Genomic DNA, 16,095 nt, shown 5'->3' on the forward strand with positions numbered 1-16,095 from the left:
TGCGGACTAAAACTTATTGCTTACTGTCGCAATAAGTTTTTGGCTGGTGAGGAATCGCATTTTCTTCCCTGATTTTCCCGTGTATAAACCTACTTATTATTTAAGCTTTTTGATTTGGATTTTACGTGTTCTGTTATCACGGCCTCCTAATCGCAGGGGGGATAGATGGGCTTTCTCGCATCGGCTAAAATCACAGCAGTTCTTGGTCCTACAAATACGGGCAAAACCTATCTGGCGATGGAACGGATGCTTGCTTATAGCTCGGGCATGATTGGTTTTCCTTTGCGGTTATTGGCCCGTGAGAACTATGACAAAGCCGTCGCTATAAAGGGTGCTGCCAAATGTGCCTTGGTTACGGGTGAAGAAAAGATACTTCCCAAATCCGCCCGCTATTTCTTTTGTACGGTTGAATCCATGCCAGTGGATAAACTGGTCGAGTTTCTTGCTGTGGATGAAATACAGTTGGCGGCAGATGAAGAGCGGGGGCATATCTTTACCGACAGGCTTCTAAATGCGCGTGGTACGGCCGAAACCATGTTTATGGGCTCGAATACCATTGCGCCGATCCTCAAGAAGCTTGTCAGAGATATCGAGTTTATTGAACGGCCCCGTTTTTCAAGCCTGAGCTTTTCCGGTAACAAAAAGATTATCCGTTTGCCGCCCCGATCAGCAGTGGTCGCTTTTTCTGCGACAGATGTTTATCAATTGGCTGAAACCATTCGCCAGCACCGTGGGGGGACGGCTGTGGTTCTTGGGGCTTTGAGCCCGCGCACGAGAAATGCGCAAGTAGAACTGTTTGAAAACGGCGATGTCGATTATTTGGTTGCAACTGATGCAATCGGTATGGGGTTGAATCTGGATGTGAACCATGTCGCTTTTTCTCGAATGGAAAAGTTTGATGGTCGTATTTCCCGTTATCTCTATGCATCAGAAATTGGACAGATCGCCGGACGTGCTGGGCGTCATACCCGGGATGGAACCTTTGGGACCACAAATAATGTTGGGCCTTTAGACGAAGATTTGATCGCCCGTGTTGAAAATCACGACTACGATCCGTTACGTGTTATCTATTGGCGGAACAATGATTTAGACTATCGTTCGCCAGAGCAGCTGATAAAGTCTTTGGAACGGCGTGCGGACGACAAAATATTATCGCGGGTGCGAGATGCCGAAGATCATCAGGCATTAATGGCGTTGGCTCAAGAAAGTACAGTTCAGGACAGTGCAACAAATACTGCACTGGTGAAGCTGCTTTGGGAAGTTTGTCAGGTTCCTGACTTTAGAAAAATTCTGACGGACCAACATATTCGGTTGCTTTCTCAGATATATCATTATTTGATAAGCAACCATGGGGCGCTTCCGGAAGATTGGATTGCAACTCAAATTAAGCGTATTGATCGCATCGACGGCGACATTGATACTTTGGTTGCGCGCATTTCTCATATCAGGACCTGGACGTATATTAGTCATCGATCAGATTGGATTAAAGATAATGAGCATTGGCAAGGCGTCAGTCGTGCGATAGAAGATCGATTATCGGACGCGCTTCACGAGCGTCTAACACAAAGGTTTGTCGATAGACGAGCAGCAAAATTGGTACGAAGCCTCCAGGCGGGAGAAAGTATAGTGTCGGCAGTTAAAGCAAATGGTGACGTTATTGTCGAAGGTGAACTCCTTGGGCGTATCGTTGGGTTCTCTTTCGTTCTGGATGAAAGTCTTCAGGGGTCTGATATCAAGCCGGGCCTGACAGCAGCGCGCAAAACGCTGTTAAGTGAAATGCCTGCGCGGGTTTCTGTGCTTGAAGAAGATAATGACGGATCTTTCTTGTTGAATGATGCTGGTGAGCTTACTTGGCGCGGTATTGCTGTTGGTAAGCTGATCAAGGGCGAAAGCTCTCTCAGCCCCGCTGTTGATGTCTATTCGACCGAGTTTATTGATAGCCCAATGCGCGAAAAGATTAGGATTCGTCTTATCGGATGGCTGGAACGCCATTTGCGAGCGCAGCTCAAACCTTTGTTCTATTTATCTGATGCCAAGCTTGAGGGTACAGCCCGTGGTATTGCGTTCCAGGTTATCGAAGGCTTGGGGCTTGTGCCGCGTTATCTGGTGCGAGATCAGATTAACGGCCTGAGCAAAGCGGACCGGAAAGCTTTGGCTGACCTTGGTTTACGCCTTGGCCGAGAAAGCGTTTTTCTCCCGAATTTAAACCGTCCAAGACCAAGTCGGATTCGTGCTTTGTTATGGGCTGCATGGAATGAAGTTTCTGTGCCGGAACTCCCTGATTTTGAGAGCAAGTACTTTACGCCATCCGAAGCACAGAAAGATATTTTCTGTGCGTCTGTCGGTTATCGTCACCTTTCTAACCGCAAGGGCCGTGAACTCGTTCTTCGCGCCGATATTCTGGAACGTGTTTCGCATGAAGCGTATAAGTTACTTCGTCTTAGCAAGGATGACGGTGAAAAGAAATCGAACAAAAAAGACACTGATCCCAAAGCTAAAGTCGTTGAGATTGAGACGCCTGCTGTCGAGGCACCTGTCGTTGATGATACTGCGATAGTTACATCTGGTAACGATCAGGATGTTGCTGCTTCAGAATCCGAGGTGAAAGCCGTGGATAACGTAGCGGTTGAAGTGCAAGAGGATAAAAAAGCAGATGATGATCTGAAACTTCCTCCGGGATCTTTTATTATAAATGATGACATGAGAAAAGTGTCTGGCCTTGATGATCAGCAGATTGCTTTTGTTCTAAAGTCTTTGCGATTCCATCCAAATAGACTAAAGGGCGGTGTGACAGCCTTTGGCCTGCGTGGGCCGAAAAAGCAGGACCCCAAGAAAAAAGAAGCCCGGAAGAAACAGGTTGAAGCTGAAAAGGCCAGAATGGCGGATTCACCTTTTGCCGTTCTTCAGGACATGTCTTTCAAACGCTAAAGGTCTTGCGATGGCTGGTGATGAAAAGGCAAGTCTTCGCATTGACAAGTGGCTTTGGTATGCTCGATTTTTTAAAACGCGCTCAATCGCCAGTACAGCCTGTAATGGCGGGCGGGTGCGTGTTGGTGGCAAGGCGATCAGTAAAGCCAGTCAGCTAGTAAAACCCGATGATGTCCTGACCTTTACGCAGGGGGCAAACATTCGTGTTGTCAAAATTCTCGCCCTTGGAAGTCGCCGAGGGCCAGCACCTGAAGCGCGAGAACTTTATGAAGACCTCGCCCCTATCGATAGTCAGAAATCGCGTAAGACAAACTCTGTTGGGGATACCGCGATACGGGATATGGGAACGGGGCGACCGACAAAAAAGGATCGTCGGGATATAGATAAACTTCGCCAAAATGGTTGATATAACCTTTTTGATCTATTGTATGTTTTTTATTTAACGTCAGTGGGGTGTTGGTCTTGTGACTGAGTTGATAACTGGATCTTGCCTTTGTGGAACTGTAGTGTTTGAGATTACAGGCGAGTTTAGCCACTTTTTCCTTTGTCATTGTTCACGTTGTCAAAAGGGAACTGGTTCGGCCCATGCTGCCAACTTATTCTCTACAACAGCTGTAATAAACTGGTGTTCAGGACAAGAGAAAATTAAGGTTTATCGAGTGCCGGAGACACAGCATTCAAGAAGTTTTTGTTCTGCGTGTGGTTCGGCGGTACCCAATATGCAAATGGGGGGAGAATTGCTCGTGGTACCTGCTGGCAGTCTGGATAGTAAGATATCTATTCGGCCTAATGCCCATATATGTACGTCTAGCCGTGCTATGTGGGATAGCAATTTGGAGGTAATACCTGAAGTTGATAACCTTCCATAGAAGGTGGTGGATTGCTTTTTGATCGATATTTCTGCCATTTAGCTTTTGGTTGTGCTGATCTTCGTATCGAAGATGTTTTTACACGGCGGCTGAGTTAGAACCGGGTAAGAAGAATTCCTGTGCCTATAGAAAAAGCGGCTAGCCATCTGACCATTCCTGCTTTTTCTTTGAGTAGGAATACGGCGATGAACATGGCGAAAAGCACACTACTTTCCCGCAGGCCAGAGACCAAAGCAATCGGCGCTTTGGTCATTGCCCAGATGGCAATCCAATATGACCCCAGAGAAAGAGCTCCGGCCACAAAGCCACTTTTCCATGCTGGCAATGTTTTTACTACAGCGCTTCTGCCCCTAAGGACCAAAGCAGACAGCAACATAATCAAGCTGTCTCCGGCGAATAGCCATAGGGTAAAGCTTGAGGCATTAAAGGACATACGAGCCCCTATTCCATCAACGAGTGTATAGGCGGCGGTAAAAGAAGCAGTGGAGAAAGCAAAAACCAGCGCTTTTCTTGAAAGCGGTGGTGTGTTGGGTCCCTTGCTGAAAGCCATCGCCATAATCCCCAAGCCAATTGAGACAATACCCAAGGCACTGGTCAGGGTCAGAACTTCGCCCAGGTATAGGGCGCTAACGACTGAGACGATTAATGGGGCTGTTCCCCGAGCGAGGGGATATATCTGGCTTAAATCCCCCAAGGCATAGGCTTTAATCAAGAAAAATTTGTATCCGACATGTAGCAGGATAGAGGCAAGTAGCCATGGCCAGGCATCACTGGCGATAGTGGGGAAGAAGGGGATTAGCGCGAAAGAGATAGCGCCTTGAAAAAGAGAGAGGAGAAGGATGGCGGAAAAGCGATCCAGCCCGATCTTGATAACGGCGTTCCAACCAGCGTGCATAAGGGCGCCAGCCATTATGGCAAGAAAGACGATTGTGTCCATTTGGGGAGTTACTTTCTACGTGTTGTTTTTAACCCTAAGCAAAGGATTTTTTCTCACTATTAAAAATGTGTGTTGATTAAATCGTCTGATTTACAAAGAATAAATCGATCATTTCTCTGTTATATGTGAGAAAAACTATTATGAATAGATCGTCGTTACCCCCGTTAAATGCAATCCGGGCCTTTGAAGTTACGGCCCGAAAAGGGCGGATGGTTGATGCCGCCGAAGAATTAAATGTTACTTATGGAGCCATCAGTAAGCAGATCCGGCATCTGGAAGATGTTATGGGGGTGCGACTGTTTGAAGGGCCGCGCAACAGGTTGCAACTCACAGAAGCAGGGGTAAAGCTACAGCCTCAATTGACGGCGATTTTTGATCAGCTTGAGGCGAGTATTGCAAGTGTAGTCGATAGTGAAGAGGGTGCACTGGATGTCGCCTGTATCGGAACCTTCATGATGCGATGGCTCTTGCCAAGGTTACACCGATTTTCGGCACGCTATCCTAAAATTGATGTTCGGTTAAGCACTATAACAAACATGCCTAATCTTGCGAACGCCGCGTGTGATTTAGCAATTGTCGTTGGTGAAGATAATTGGCCCCCAAATGTTGAGGTGACGCCTTTGTTCGCTGAGCTGGTGGGTCCAGTCATGACCCCTGAATTGGATGCACGATTTAATGTCTTAAAATCCGGAAGTTTGTTATCAAAAAAAGGGGTTCCGCTGTTACACAGTCTGACACGAAAATCGGCTTGGGCCGACTGGTCAAAGGTTGCGGGTGTAGAGGTGCCTGAGGCTGATAAAGGTACGGATCTGGAACATATCTATTTTATGTTAGAAGCTGCTATGGGGGGATTGGGGGCTGCTATAGCACCATGGGCACTGGTCAGTGAAGACATTAGAACCAAACGCTTGATCGCGCCGTTTGGGTTTGTACCAAATGGACAGGTGTATTCAGTGATATCACGGGATTCATTGCGAAAGAAAAATAGGGCATTCCTGTCGTGGATTGAGCATGAAGCTAAGTCTTCTCCACTCTGGAGTGATATAGGGTCAGAGTGATATCGGAGAGGTGAATGCCTCAAGTTAACCAGTTTTTTTGAACTGTAGAAAAAGATTATTCGCAGGCATGGTGTGAGCTTTGTAAAGGAACAGGCCATGATCTTTGGCAAGGTGCTCTACATCATCCAGTTGTCGAATTCCCCAAGATGAATCTCGTTCTTTTAGCCAATTATCAAATTCAATGTTTGACGGGGCGGTTTCTGTGCCGCTTTGAAAGAAGGGTCCATAAATAAACAACAAGCCACTTTGGACCAAAAAATTAGATGCTCCCTTGATCAACCCGATTGCGACTTCCCAAGGGGCAATGTGAATCATGTTAGCACAGGTAACGATATCAGTTTTGTCGTAAAACTGGGCCATTTCTTCCGGGCTAAGTCCCCAGTTATTTTGCAAAACATCAATGTGAACCGGAGGTGTGATATTCTTTGCTTTAGATGCTTTTATATGCGCTTTGATACTGGGAAAAAGATCAGTGTCATATTCGCTGGTTTGCCATTTGATTGCTGGCAAACGTGACCCGATCCATGCAGCGTGTTCGCCTGTTCCACTTGCGACTTCCAGCAATTTTCCTTTTGCAGGAAGGTTGTTTTTCAAGACGTCATAGATAACTTGCCTGTTGCGTTCTGTTGCTGGAGCGTAACGTCTGGCATCAGGCGTAGGCGGAAATGTATTTGTTGTTTGGTTTTTTTTTATCTCGGACGGCATGTTTCGGGGTTCCGAAAAGTTGTTTAATGGCTGCGATGACACTAGATTATAGATATACTTAATGGCTTCTGTCTTCAAAAGACTGGATGTCTAAAGACCTTAGTATCTTTAGACCCTTTTTTGTAGAGACTTGTTGCTCGGTTTAATCGTAATTGAGGAAAGTTGATTGTTCGGTCGTATAAAAGAGTTATTGGGTGAAATCTCACAAAAGCCCCAAGGGGCCTTGGTTAATCACAGTGATAAAAAAGTCGCCGCAGCTGCCTTAATGGTTGAAGCCGCTGGAATGGACGATGATTTTGGTTCTGAAGAACGGAAAAAGATTATCGAACTTATGCAGAATCGATTGGGCTTGAGTGCTGAAGATGGTGAAGAGTTACTATCGCTCGCAGAAGAAAAGGCCGGGAGTTCAAGTCAGCTCTTTGCTTTTACTCGGGTTATTAATGACAGCCATAGCCCGGAAGAGCGTATAGAGTTTATTGAAATGATGTGGGAAGTTGTTTATGCGGATGGCGAGCTACATCACTACGAAGCTAATTTGATGCGACGAATTGCCGGGTTGCTCTATGTTTCTGATCGCGATAGCGGTGATGCTCGTAAAAAAGCTCTTGCTCGTTTGGGCTTGAAAGGGTAGGCCCTTTTCCATAAACCCAAAGTGGGAATGCCTAAAAGGTGACACAGGGTAAATCCTGTAGTTGGTCAGGAGCCAAGTGGAGATTAGACGATGACATATGTCGTCCTGGAAAATTGCATTAAATGCAAATATATGGACTGCGTTGAAGTTTGCCCTGTAGATTGTTTCTACGAAGGGGAGAACATGCTCGTCATTCATCCGGATGAATGCATTGATTGCGGTGTTTGCGAGCCAGAATGTCCTGCGGAAGCGATTTTGCCTGATACTGATCCTGCTTCTGAGTCTGTAATGGACCTCAATAAGAAGTGGGCAGATATCTGGCCAAACATCACCCGTATGGGTGAAAAGCCAGCTGATGCAGATGAATGGAATGGTGTAGGTAATAAGCTACAAGAGCATTTCAGTGAAAAACCGGGCGATACTGGCTGAGTAGATACTGGCTGAGTAGATATTGGTTGAATAAATGCGTGAGCACCTGTGACAGGGGTGCTTAACGAGCTAACGGATCTTTTTTGTTTGATTCGGTTAGCCAATATTAAAAGCGACGTGGTCGCGCTTCTTCACAATAGCTTCATAATTCAACAGTTTATTCTGGTGCATTGAACTATGCTTTAATCGCGTGGCTGGCATGTGCTAAGCGAATATTGAAATTTTACTGTAATTACTGTATAACATATCCCTAACGGATGGATAGCTGATTACGGTGTCGGATAAAAAATTACCTTCGCCTTTAGTAAGTTTCACTTAATAACGAACTTCTGCCCCTGCCAATTTTTTTAAAATTGCGTGGGGATATTGTGTCCATGCGTTTTGGGTATGCTTTCAGATGCTCTTTATGGCCATATGCTTTTTTGCATGTCAGGTATAGCTAAATCTGAAAACATACCTATATGAATGTAGGGTCTGTATGAATTCAGGCTGTCAAAACGGAGAGATGAGATCTAATGGGTAAACAAGCAGAATATAGTGCCGGTGATTACGTGGTCTACCCAACCCATGGTGTTGGACGCGTACAGGGTATCGAAACCCAAGAAATTTCTGGCGTTACGCTTGAATTGCTTATTGTGACTTTTGAACAAGACAGAATGACGTTGCGTGTTCCTTTGGTGCGTGCTGAAAGCTCTGGTCTACGTAAATTGTCCAGCCGCAAGCTTATGGAAGATGCCCTTACAACCTTAAAAGGGCGTTCTCGTGCAAAACGGACAATGTGGAGCCGCCGTGCTCAGGAATATGAAGCAAAGATCAACTCTGGTGATCCAGTTTCTATCGCCGAAGTTGTCCGTGATCTCCATCGTGGCCCCGAACAACCTGAACAATCCTTTAGTGAGCGCCAGATGTATCAGGCTGCTCTGGAACGATTAGCGCGTGAATTTGCTGCTGTTGAGGAAATCGACGAAGACTCAGCAGCTGTAAAACTAGAAGAAATGCTTGCAGCAGCCTAGTTTTACGGAGAACATGTGAAAACGCGGTTCCGTTAACGCGGAGCCGCGTTTATGTCTTCTTCGTTTTAATCGCCCGTTTATCGGGCAATCAAGCGAGAGTTCAGCGCTTTTCTTATAAGCACTCCTTCTCGCTATAGCTGTAACAGGGGTACCGTCCTTTCCCATGGGCGATGTGCAAAAATTCGCTATCCTGACTGCCACGCACCGTATTTGGGCTGTTAGCGCCATTCACGGTGAGGTCGATCCTTTGCGGAATATCCACGCCGCCCTTGAACCCCGGTTAAAACGTGGTGATCGCGTTATCTATCTCGGTAACTTTATGGGGCATGGGGTGCATGTTGCTGAAACCCTGGACGAGCTTATTTCTTTCCGTCGTTTCTTTCTTGCCAGATATCAGAACTTTTCCCGCGATATTGTTTATCTAAGGGGCTCTCAGGAAGAAATGTGGCAAAAATTGCTACAGCTGCAATTTGCGACCGACCCAAGAGGCGTTCTACAATGGATGCTGGATCAAGGGGTTGGCGCTTCGCTACAAGCTTATGGGTTTGACCCACAAGAAGGTTTCCGCGAGGCTGCCGCAGGTGCCATGCAACTAACACGGTGGACCAACAAGGTACGTCGTGCCATGCAGGAAAAACCGGGTCACTATCAAGTCCTTGGCCAGTTAAAACGTGCTGCCTATCCTGATAATGGAACCACTCTTTTTGTGAACGCAGGGATTAATCCCAGTCGTCCGCTGGAAACTCAAAAAGATAGTTTTTGGTGGGCAAATAAAGGCTTTCAGCAGGTAAAAGGAAATTTTGGCCCCTTTACACGCCTGTTTAGAGGCTATGATCCAGAGCAAGCCGGACCGAAATACGACGAGTTTGCCGTCACACTTGATGGCGGCTGTGGGTTTGGCGGTAAATTGATTGCGGCTTGTATAGGTCTGGATGGTCAGGTTCTCGAGGTGCTGGAAAGCTGATGAGACGGGCTGACCGCTTATTTCGTCTAGTTCAAATTCTACGTCGTGGCCGACTGATTACCGCAGATAAACTCGCTGAAGAGTTAGAAGTTTCTACCCGAACAGTCTATCGAGACATTAAAGATTTAATTGGTTCTGGTGTTCCTGTCGAAGGGGAAGCTGGCGTTGGGTATCTTCTATACGAAGGCTATGATCTACCCCCTCTTATGTTCGATGCGGAAGAACTTGAAGCTCTTTCGTTTGGAATGACCATGGTACAGGCTTGGGCCGATCCAAAACTAGCGCTTGCTGCGACAGATGTCCTTCAGAAAATTGATAGTGTGTTGCCTGATCTTTTACGTCCGAGATTGGCCAAGCCAAATCTCGTTGCGCATGGTGACGCCTTGCCTGAACCCATCATCATTGATGTGGGTGATCTGCGGCATGGCATACGAAACCAGAACAAAGTTTTGATCAACTACAAAGATGGCAAAGGTGATAAAAGCCAACGCACTCTTTGGCCGTTGGGTTTGCAGCTTTATCGAGCAATTTGGATGCTGGGGGCTTGGTGTGAATTACGTCAGGGCTTTCGGGTCTTCAGACTTGACCGTATAACACAAATGATTGTTCTGGAAGAGTGCTTCCCCCGTGAAAGAGGGAAGACACATGATGATTTTCTCAAACACTTGGAAGAAACAACAAGCGCTTAAAAATCATGGTTTTTTAGCTCATAGGCTTCTGTTTCAGTTTCTCGGCCACGTAATGCAAAGAAACCCTTCGGAGTGGTTTCCATTTTGGTATCGTTTTTGATGTAATCTCGGGTCGCGGCTGAAATGAGTGTTTTTGCTGTTTCCGCACTGTTTGGTAAGGCTTCTTTCGCGAGGCCTTCAAGGCGCTGTGCTGTGTTTACAGTATCACCAATCAATGTGTAGTTGACCCGGCCTTTGGCCCCGATATTACCGGCAACGGCAAGGCCACTATGGATGCCTATTCGAATATAGATAGGGGGCTGCCTCATCTCTTTTCTTCGGTTATTATCTTCTCTTAGCGCTTTTTCTATACGCAAGGCGGCGATACAAGCATGTTTGGCGTGATCATCCATTTGTGTAGGCGCCCCCCAGAAAGCCATTACAGAATCACCGATGTATTTATCGATGGTGCCGCCTTCTTGTTCGATTATAGCCCCTAAAAGATCGAAGTGATGATTGAGAAGGCCAGCAAGCTCGGTGGCCGGCATTGATTCGCTCAAGGGTGTAAAGCTGACAATGTCGGTAAACATAACGGTGATTTCCCGCTCTTCCGAGATAATACCCTCGCCATTGGTTTCCATAAGTTGTTTTACAAGTTTTTTGGGAACATAGTTCTCGAACCATTTTAGTCCACCCAGCATAGAATTATAAGCTGTTGCAGCTGTATCAAGTTCCCTGAACATACTTCCGGGCAGGCGTTGGGTGTGGATGAGGTCCAGTTGCCCCACTTGTTGAGATGTCTCGGCCAGACGCTGTAGAGGTATGGCAATGAACTTACCTGCGAAAAATATAATGATGACTGTAATCAGGGCAATGACCAAAGCTGCGGCCCCTGTGAAGTATAGCCGTTCATAGTACCCTTCCAATTCTCCTTCCATGAAGTAAATGCCCAGTGTCAGGTCATCAAACCCATAGGCGGAAAAACTGGTGTGGAGAAAAGATAGTTCCCCGGCAAAAGAATCAACGGCGTGGCCTTTGATATCTCCGTTGCCCAGAATGTCGGTGAAATCATAGAGAGGTTCATCCCAAATCCGGCGTAAGTTGCCATCAATCACTTGATTAAGGGTTGGGAGAGGATTTTCTGCTGACAGACCTGAGCGGCTCATATCAATCAGGGATGGGTGGGCGAGTACTTTGTTTCGATTGAGAAGGAGATAGGTGTGATTGCCTGTCTCTTTATCAAGTTTATTGATGTAATCCGAAAGCGAACTGATAGAGATAATTGCCCCCATTGCCCCGATATACCTATCGCCTTGATACACGGGATGAAAGACAGAAATATGGGGTTCTTTTAGTTCTTCTATCCAGATGATACCGCCCCAATAAACCCCATCTTCTTTGCTTGCATCCTGTAATATGGACGCAAAGCGGTACTCGTTATCGCTTTTTTGATTTCGACTAAAAAAAGAGGTGTCGTCGAACCACCCTGCCTGTACGGCTGATCCGTCAATTCGCATGAATGACATGCCGCGTACTTGAGGGGTCGCGGCAAGTGCCCCTTTGATCGTTTGGGTGATTGCTTTTTCATCGTTTGGATCAAGTAATCCCTGATGAACCAATTCAGCCATATAGGTTACCTGACTCGCCGCTGCATTGAGATTGTTGTCCAGATGCGAGCGGATAGAGCCAAAGCTGACTTCGGTTACCTCCTGGGTAAGCGCGTATGTATTGTCCTTGGCGGTATCAAAGGAAAGCCAGATGACAATTGCGAGCGCAATCATAGTCATGCCACCGAACCCAAATGACAAGGCCATTGCAATTGATGGACGCCAGTGTTTTTTGACAGCACAATCTATGGGGACAGAGATCTCGTTTGGAATGGGCTTGTTAGTCGTATCTACCAAATTTAAGGTTCCGATTACTCTGTAACGAGTTTGATTTTTTGTCCGCGAACAAGCCGACTGTTTTTATTTAATCCATTCAGGACAAGTAACCGTTCCAATTTGAAGTCAGCAAAGGGCATTTTTCTGGCCAAGCTTGTTAGTGTATCCCCAGAACGCACCGTGTGGATTTTGAGTCTGTAGGGCTTTAGCTTCGCGACTTCGGCACTGGATAGCTTCTTAAATGAATATGTGGTGCGTCTAAAGTCTTCTGAAAAGCGATTTGTTTGACTGGGATCCGTCCTGAAGGTCAAGCGGTATACTTTATTGCCAGAAAACCGAATTGCGATTAGCCGATAATCTTTTTTTCCGCTTTTCGTATTAACTTGTGTGGCGCGGCCAGTCACGGCTTCCATGCCGTTAATGGTAATTTTTTCTACATCTTGGAGTCGAACATTTTTTGCCCAAACATTTGTTAGATAATTTTTCAGGCTACCGCTGACGTCCGCTTTTGCACCATCAAAAATGACCAATGAATTTTCAGGGCCAACAGCAGCAACTTGTGTTTTGCTGTTGATTAGGCGAAAGCCGTCAGGCGCGGTAAAGGTAAGTTTGAGTTCGGGGTGTGAGAACCTTTGCCCACGAATATACCCTTGTGAAGGATCATCCCCATAGAGCATGCCATCAATTTTTTTGAGATAAACATCCCGCCCGACAATGGGGTTGTTGACGGTTTTTGTTCCCGCCTGTTGAATGGCGCGTTGAATACGATCCGCTGTTCGGGGGTGGGTTTGCATGATGTTGAACTGATCTGCGCGTCCTGGGTCTCCTGCGATTTCAGCATCCAGACGGCTACTGGATTGTAGTTGAGTAAGGAAATCACCCATGCCGTTGGGGTCAAATCCACCGCGAGAGAGGTAACGGACCCCTAGAAGATCTGCTTCAAATTCCTGATCCCGAGAGAAGCTTTGAACCGCGACAGCTCCGGCTGTGCCCACAGCTTGAGCGGCTTGTCCGCTGCCTGTTAAAATACCAACACCAGCGGCAAGAATATTTGCTGTCATCGTAGAGCCATACCGTTCAGCCGAATGCTTTGCGGTAACATGACCGATTTCGTGTGCGATCACACCGGCGATTTCTGCTTCATCATTTGCCAGAGCCAATAAGCCGCGCGTGGTATAAACGTACCCGCCCGGTAAGGCAAAAGCGTTGACCACCGGGCTGTCCAACAGGGTAAAGGTGAATTTTTGGTCCGGCGTCTCAGATGTTTTGGCAAGGAAGTTTCCAAGGCTGCTGATATACTTTGTCAGCGCAGGGTCTGCGTCGTAGGTACCGCCAAATTCTTTGACGATTTTTACATGCTCTGTTGCCCCCAATTTTTGTTCCTGCGCGGGCGATAAACCTCCATTAAAAAACGTGCGTCCTGTGGCTTCTGATGTTGAGCAACCAGATAGCAACGGCCCGGCTGAAAGAAGGGCTAGGGCCAGTAGAGGGGTTCTTAAACGGAAAATAGTTGTCATCGTCATGAGTTCGCGCTGTTTCTTCAAATTATACCGTTGAGTCCTTTATGATGAATTTATAAAGGAATTATGTCTTTTCTTCGACTTCTAAACCGCATTCTTTCCAGGCTTTAAAGCCGCCTGCCATATGACTTACTTTGGGAACCCCCATATCTTGCAGGGTTTTGGCTGCAAGGGCCGATCGTGAACCCAAGGCACAATGCAAAATAAAATGATGATCTGGTGACAGGGCAGGCTTGTAATAAGGGCTGTCTGGGGCAATCCAGAATTCAAGCATGCCACGGGGACAGTGATAGCTGCCAGGGATAATACCTTCGCGCTTGAGCTCTCGTATATCCCTGATATCAACCAGGATAACATCGTCCTGTGCCAACAACGCTTTTATTTCTTTAGGGGAGTATTCTGTTATCTCTGTACTTGCCACGTCGAGCAATTTTTGCAGACTCACTTCTATCGTAGTTGTTTCTTGGCCAATGTTGTCTGTGGCAGTTGTATTCTCAGTTTTATTATTTGGGGTGTTGTGGGGCATTTTTATCTGATCCCGATGATGTATTTGATCAAAAATTATTCTATTGATAAGTGCTCTAGCTGTTCTGGCGTGTAGAGAGATATCATAGGGCCGTTTTCCCAGAACAGCCAGCCCCGTATTCGTACCTTGTGACCGGCTGTTTGCAATAGGTCTTTGCCTTTGTTGGCAAAAGCCACCCGATGGTTTTTTTCCAATTTTATCGTGAAATCTGTCCGCCAATCCTTACCAAAATTTAGATAGATCGTGCCGCGGACTTCTGCTGTTTTCTTGATCGTACCTTCGATAATTTGAAAACGATCTGTTTTGTCGTTGAGGTTGTTTGTTGGCAAAACCTGAAAAGCTCTCAGACGCCATATTCCCCGTTGTGCTTGCCGAGCTTGATTTTCGACATAAAGCATTTGTACCAAATCGGTTGGGCGTGCTGTTGTTGTAATTATTCTACCGAGGCCCTGTTCGAGTATTTCTTTTTGTACCCAATTGCCTTCTTTGTTTTTAACCTGTGCCAATAATCGATCACCTCTATCGAAGTATTGTGGGCTGCTGGCGATATAGATCTGCTGGTTGAAAAGGATTGTTTGCAGATAATGTGACAGTCGCTCAACAAGGGGGCAGACGACCTTTAGTCGACCACAGTCTTGTTGAGTTGGTAATAACAAGCCAGCAAGCTTTACGGTCGTACCATCAGCAAGAATTAGCTGGTGATCGGCTGTTATTTCTGTGACCTGGACTAGTTTGTCCAAGGTTAGTGTTAAATGGGCCGGAGCCTGTTGTGCAGAGGATATGCCATCGAACGAAAGCCAGCTGTATTGAAACAGAAAGAAGAACAAAAATCGACTGATGAAAGCTTTTAATTTCGGCATAGTCTCGTCATAGTAGGGTAGCAATTGTATTACAATCTTTAATAGTATTTTGAGCAGTATTATGAACCCAAAAGAACTGTACCCAGAAATAGAATCTTATGACATGGGCTTTCTCTCTGTTGGGGATGGCCATGAAATTTACTGGGAGGTTTCGGGCAATCCACAGGGCAAGCCGGTGCTATTTGTTCATGGCGGTCCGGGGGCCGGTACCGGTGCAGCGCACCGTCGCTTCTTTGATCCTGCACATTATCGCATTGTGCTGTTTGACCAACGCGGCTGTGGGAAATCTCTGCCGTTGGGATCACTTGAAAATAATGATACGCCTCATCTTATTGCAGATATGGAGCTTTTGCGCCAACAGTTGGCGATCGAAAGTTGGATTGTATTTGGGGGATCGTGGGGATCGACACTGTCATTGGCCTATGCTCAGTCCCATCCCGATCGTACGGACGCCTTGGTTGTGCGCGGCATTTTCCTGTCCCGTCCCAAAGAACTTGAATGGTATTTAAGTGAAAGGGGTGTCGGGTCGATTTTCCCCGAAGCCTATGAGAACTTTATTTCTCTTTTAAGTGAAGAAGAGCGCGAGGATGTTCTGGGGGCCTATTACAAACGTCTGACAGATCCAGATCCATCAATCCATTTGCCTGCGGCCAAGTCTTGGAGCAGTTATGAAGCCAGTTGCGTGACGCTTTTGCCTAACCCAGAGATTGTCAAAGCATCTCTGGACGATGCCCGGGCACTCCCCGTTGGCAGATTGATCGCACATTATTTTGTGAATGGATGTTTTTTACCCAAAGGCGGGTTGCTGGGCGGGATTGATCGTATCAGAAATATTCCTGCGGTTATTGTGCACGGTCGTTATGACATCGTCTGTCCGGCATCAACGGCTTATGATCTGCACAAAGCCTGGCCCGAAGCCGAGTTCAAATTTGTTGATGACGCCGGGCATTCTGCCTTTGAGCCAGGGATCACCAAGGCACTGGTTGAAGCTATGGATAAATTCCGCGGCCTTGTTTGATCACAGGCGTTGGGTACAAAAAGTTTTTAAAGCTTACAAGGCACCCTCTTGGCAGAAAAGAAACTCTCAACTATATAGATAGCCAG

The 16,095-nt window shown here is 46.5% G+C and carries 16 protein-coding genes; 10 read left to right on the forward strand and 6 right to left on the reverse strand.

Annotated features, from left to right (window positions below):
* Positions 1-165 precede the first annotated feature (165 nt).
* The 3 genes from ACN0W5_RS01750 (at position 166) to ACN0W5_RS01760 (ending at position 3,797) form a co-directional block, all read left to right on the forward strand.
* Positions 166-2,928: a helicase-related protein gene (locus ACN0W5_RS01750; RefSeq protein WP_417452542.1), complete on the forward strand. Its 2,763-nt coding sequence runs from the start codon at positions 166-168 to the stop codon at positions 2,926-2,928.
* Between the two features lie 10 nt (positions 2,929-2,938).
* Positions 2,939-3,334 carry an RNA-binding S4 domain-containing protein gene (locus ACN0W5_RS01755; RefSeq protein ID WP_417452543.1) on the forward strand — a complete coding sequence of 132 codons (396 nt, stop codon included), beginning with the start codon at positions 2,939-2,941 and terminating at the stop codon, positions 3,332-3,334.
* A gap of 100 nt (positions 3,335-3,434) precedes the next feature.
* The gene (locus tag ACN0W5_RS01760) at positions 3,435-3,797 is read left to right on the forward strand and encodes a GFA family protein (RefSeq protein ID WP_417452544.1); all 363 of its coding nucleotides are present in this window, start codon (positions 3,435-3,437) and stop codon (positions 3,795-3,797) included.
* A gap of 94 nt (positions 3,798-3,891) precedes the next feature.
* Here ACN0W5_RS01760 and ACN0W5_RS01765 read toward each other — a convergent pair whose 3' ends face one another.
* Positions 3,892-4,734: an EamA family transporter gene (locus ACN0W5_RS01765; protein WP_417452545.1), complete on the reverse strand. Its 843-nt coding sequence runs from the start codon at positions 4,732-4,734 to the stop codon at positions 3,892-3,894.
* Positions 4,735-4,874: 140 nt separating this feature from the next.
* Here ACN0W5_RS01765 and ACN0W5_RS01770 point away from each other — a divergent pair, with 140 nt between their 5' ends.
* Complete coding sequence (locus tag ACN0W5_RS01770; protein ID WP_417452546.1) at positions 4,875-5,792, forward strand: LysR substrate-binding domain-containing protein; 918 nt, start codon at positions 4,875-4,877, stop codon at positions 5,790-5,792.
* Between the two features lie 24 nt (positions 5,793-5,816).
* On the opposite strand, the gene ACN0W5_RS01775 is transcribed toward ACN0W5_RS01770, so the two are convergent.
* On the reverse strand, positions 5,817-6,497 hold the full coding sequence (locus ACN0W5_RS01775) for a DUF938 domain-containing protein (protein WP_417452547.1): 681 nt from the start codon (positions 6,495-6,497) through the stop codon (positions 5,817-5,819).
* 166 nt (positions 6,498-6,663) lie between these two features.
* Between ACN0W5_RS01775 and ACN0W5_RS01780 the strand changes: the two genes are divergently transcribed.
* The 5 genes from ACN0W5_RS01780 to ACN0W5_RS01800 all read left to right on the forward strand — a co-directional run bounded on the left by ACN0W5_RS01780 (position 6,664) and on the right by ACN0W5_RS01800 (position 10,223).
* On the forward strand, positions 6,664-7,128 hold the full coding sequence (locus ACN0W5_RS01780) for a TerB family tellurite resistance protein (RefSeq protein ID WP_417452548.1): 465 nt from the start codon (positions 6,664-6,666) through the stop codon (positions 7,126-7,128).
* Between the two features lie 90 nt (positions 7,129-7,218).
* Positions 7,219-7,557 (forward strand): ferredoxin FdxA, encoded by a 339-nt coding sequence (fdxA, locus tag ACN0W5_RS01785; protein WP_299377732.1) that lies wholly within the window; start codon positions 7,219-7,221, stop codon positions 7,555-7,557.
* Positions 7,558-8,072: 515 nt separating this feature from the next.
* The gene (locus ACN0W5_RS01790; RefSeq protein WP_299377734.1) at positions 8,073-8,570 is read left to right on the forward strand and encodes a CarD family transcriptional regulator; all 498 of its coding nucleotides are present in this window, start codon (positions 8,073-8,075) and stop codon (positions 8,568-8,570) included.
* A gap of 163 nt (positions 8,571-8,733) precedes the next feature.
* Positions 8,734-9,534 carry a hypothetical protein gene (locus tag ACN0W5_RS01795; protein WP_417452549.1) on the forward strand — a complete coding sequence of 267 codons (801 nt, stop codon included), beginning with the start codon at positions 8,734-8,736 and terminating at the stop codon, positions 9,532-9,534.
* The gene (locus tag ACN0W5_RS01800) at positions 9,534-10,223 is read left to right on the forward strand and encodes a helix-turn-helix transcriptional regulator (RefSeq protein ID WP_417452550.1); all 690 of its coding nucleotides are present in this window, start codon (positions 9,534-9,536) and stop codon (positions 10,221-10,223) included. Before ACN0W5_RS01795 ends, ACN0W5_RS01800 begins: the two co-directional genes overlap by 1 nt.
* On the opposite strand, the gene ACN0W5_RS01805 is transcribed toward ACN0W5_RS01800, so the two are convergent.
* From ACN0W5_RS01805 to ACN0W5_RS01820, 4 genes are all read right to left on the reverse strand, one after another.
* On the reverse strand, positions 10,220-12,106 hold the full coding sequence (locus ACN0W5_RS01805) for an adenylate/guanylate cyclase domain-containing protein (RefSeq protein ID WP_417452551.1): 1,887 nt from the start codon (positions 12,104-12,106) through the stop codon (positions 10,220-10,222). The genes ACN0W5_RS01800 and ACN0W5_RS01805 overlap by 4 nt on opposite strands.
* Positions 12,107-12,120: 14 nt before the next feature.
* Entirely contained in the window at positions 12,121-13,608 is a 1,488-nt protein-coding gene (locus ACN0W5_RS01810) for a M48 family metalloprotease (RefSeq protein ID WP_417452552.1), read from the reverse strand.
* A gap of 61 nt (positions 13,609-13,669) precedes the next feature.
* Positions 13,670-14,131 carry a rhodanese-like domain-containing protein gene (locus tag ACN0W5_RS01815; RefSeq protein ID WP_417452553.1) on the reverse strand — a complete coding sequence of 154 codons (462 nt, stop codon included), beginning with the start codon at positions 14,129-14,131 and terminating at the stop codon, positions 13,670-13,672.
* A gap of 35 nt (positions 14,132-14,166) precedes the next feature.
* Positions 14,167-14,991, reverse strand: a complete 825-nt coding sequence (locus tag ACN0W5_RS01820; RefSeq protein ID WP_417452554.1) for a thermonuclease family protein — start codon at positions 14,989-14,991, stop codon at positions 14,167-14,169.
* Between the two features lie 61 nt (positions 14,992-15,052).
* On the opposite strand from ACN0W5_RS01820, the gene pip reads away from it, so the two are divergent.
* A complete protein-coding gene (pip, locus tag ACN0W5_RS01825) occupies positions 15,053-16,009 on the forward strand; it encodes a prolyl aminopeptidase (RefSeq protein ID WP_417452555.1) in 957 nt (318 codons plus the stop codon).
* The last annotated feature ends 86 nt before the right edge of the window (positions 16,010-16,095 follow it).

The sequence above is a fragment of the Kiloniella sp. genome (assembly GCF_048270245.1).
Classification (GTDB): Bacteria; Pseudomonadota; Alphaproteobacteria; order Kiloniellales; family Kiloniellaceae; genus Kiloniella.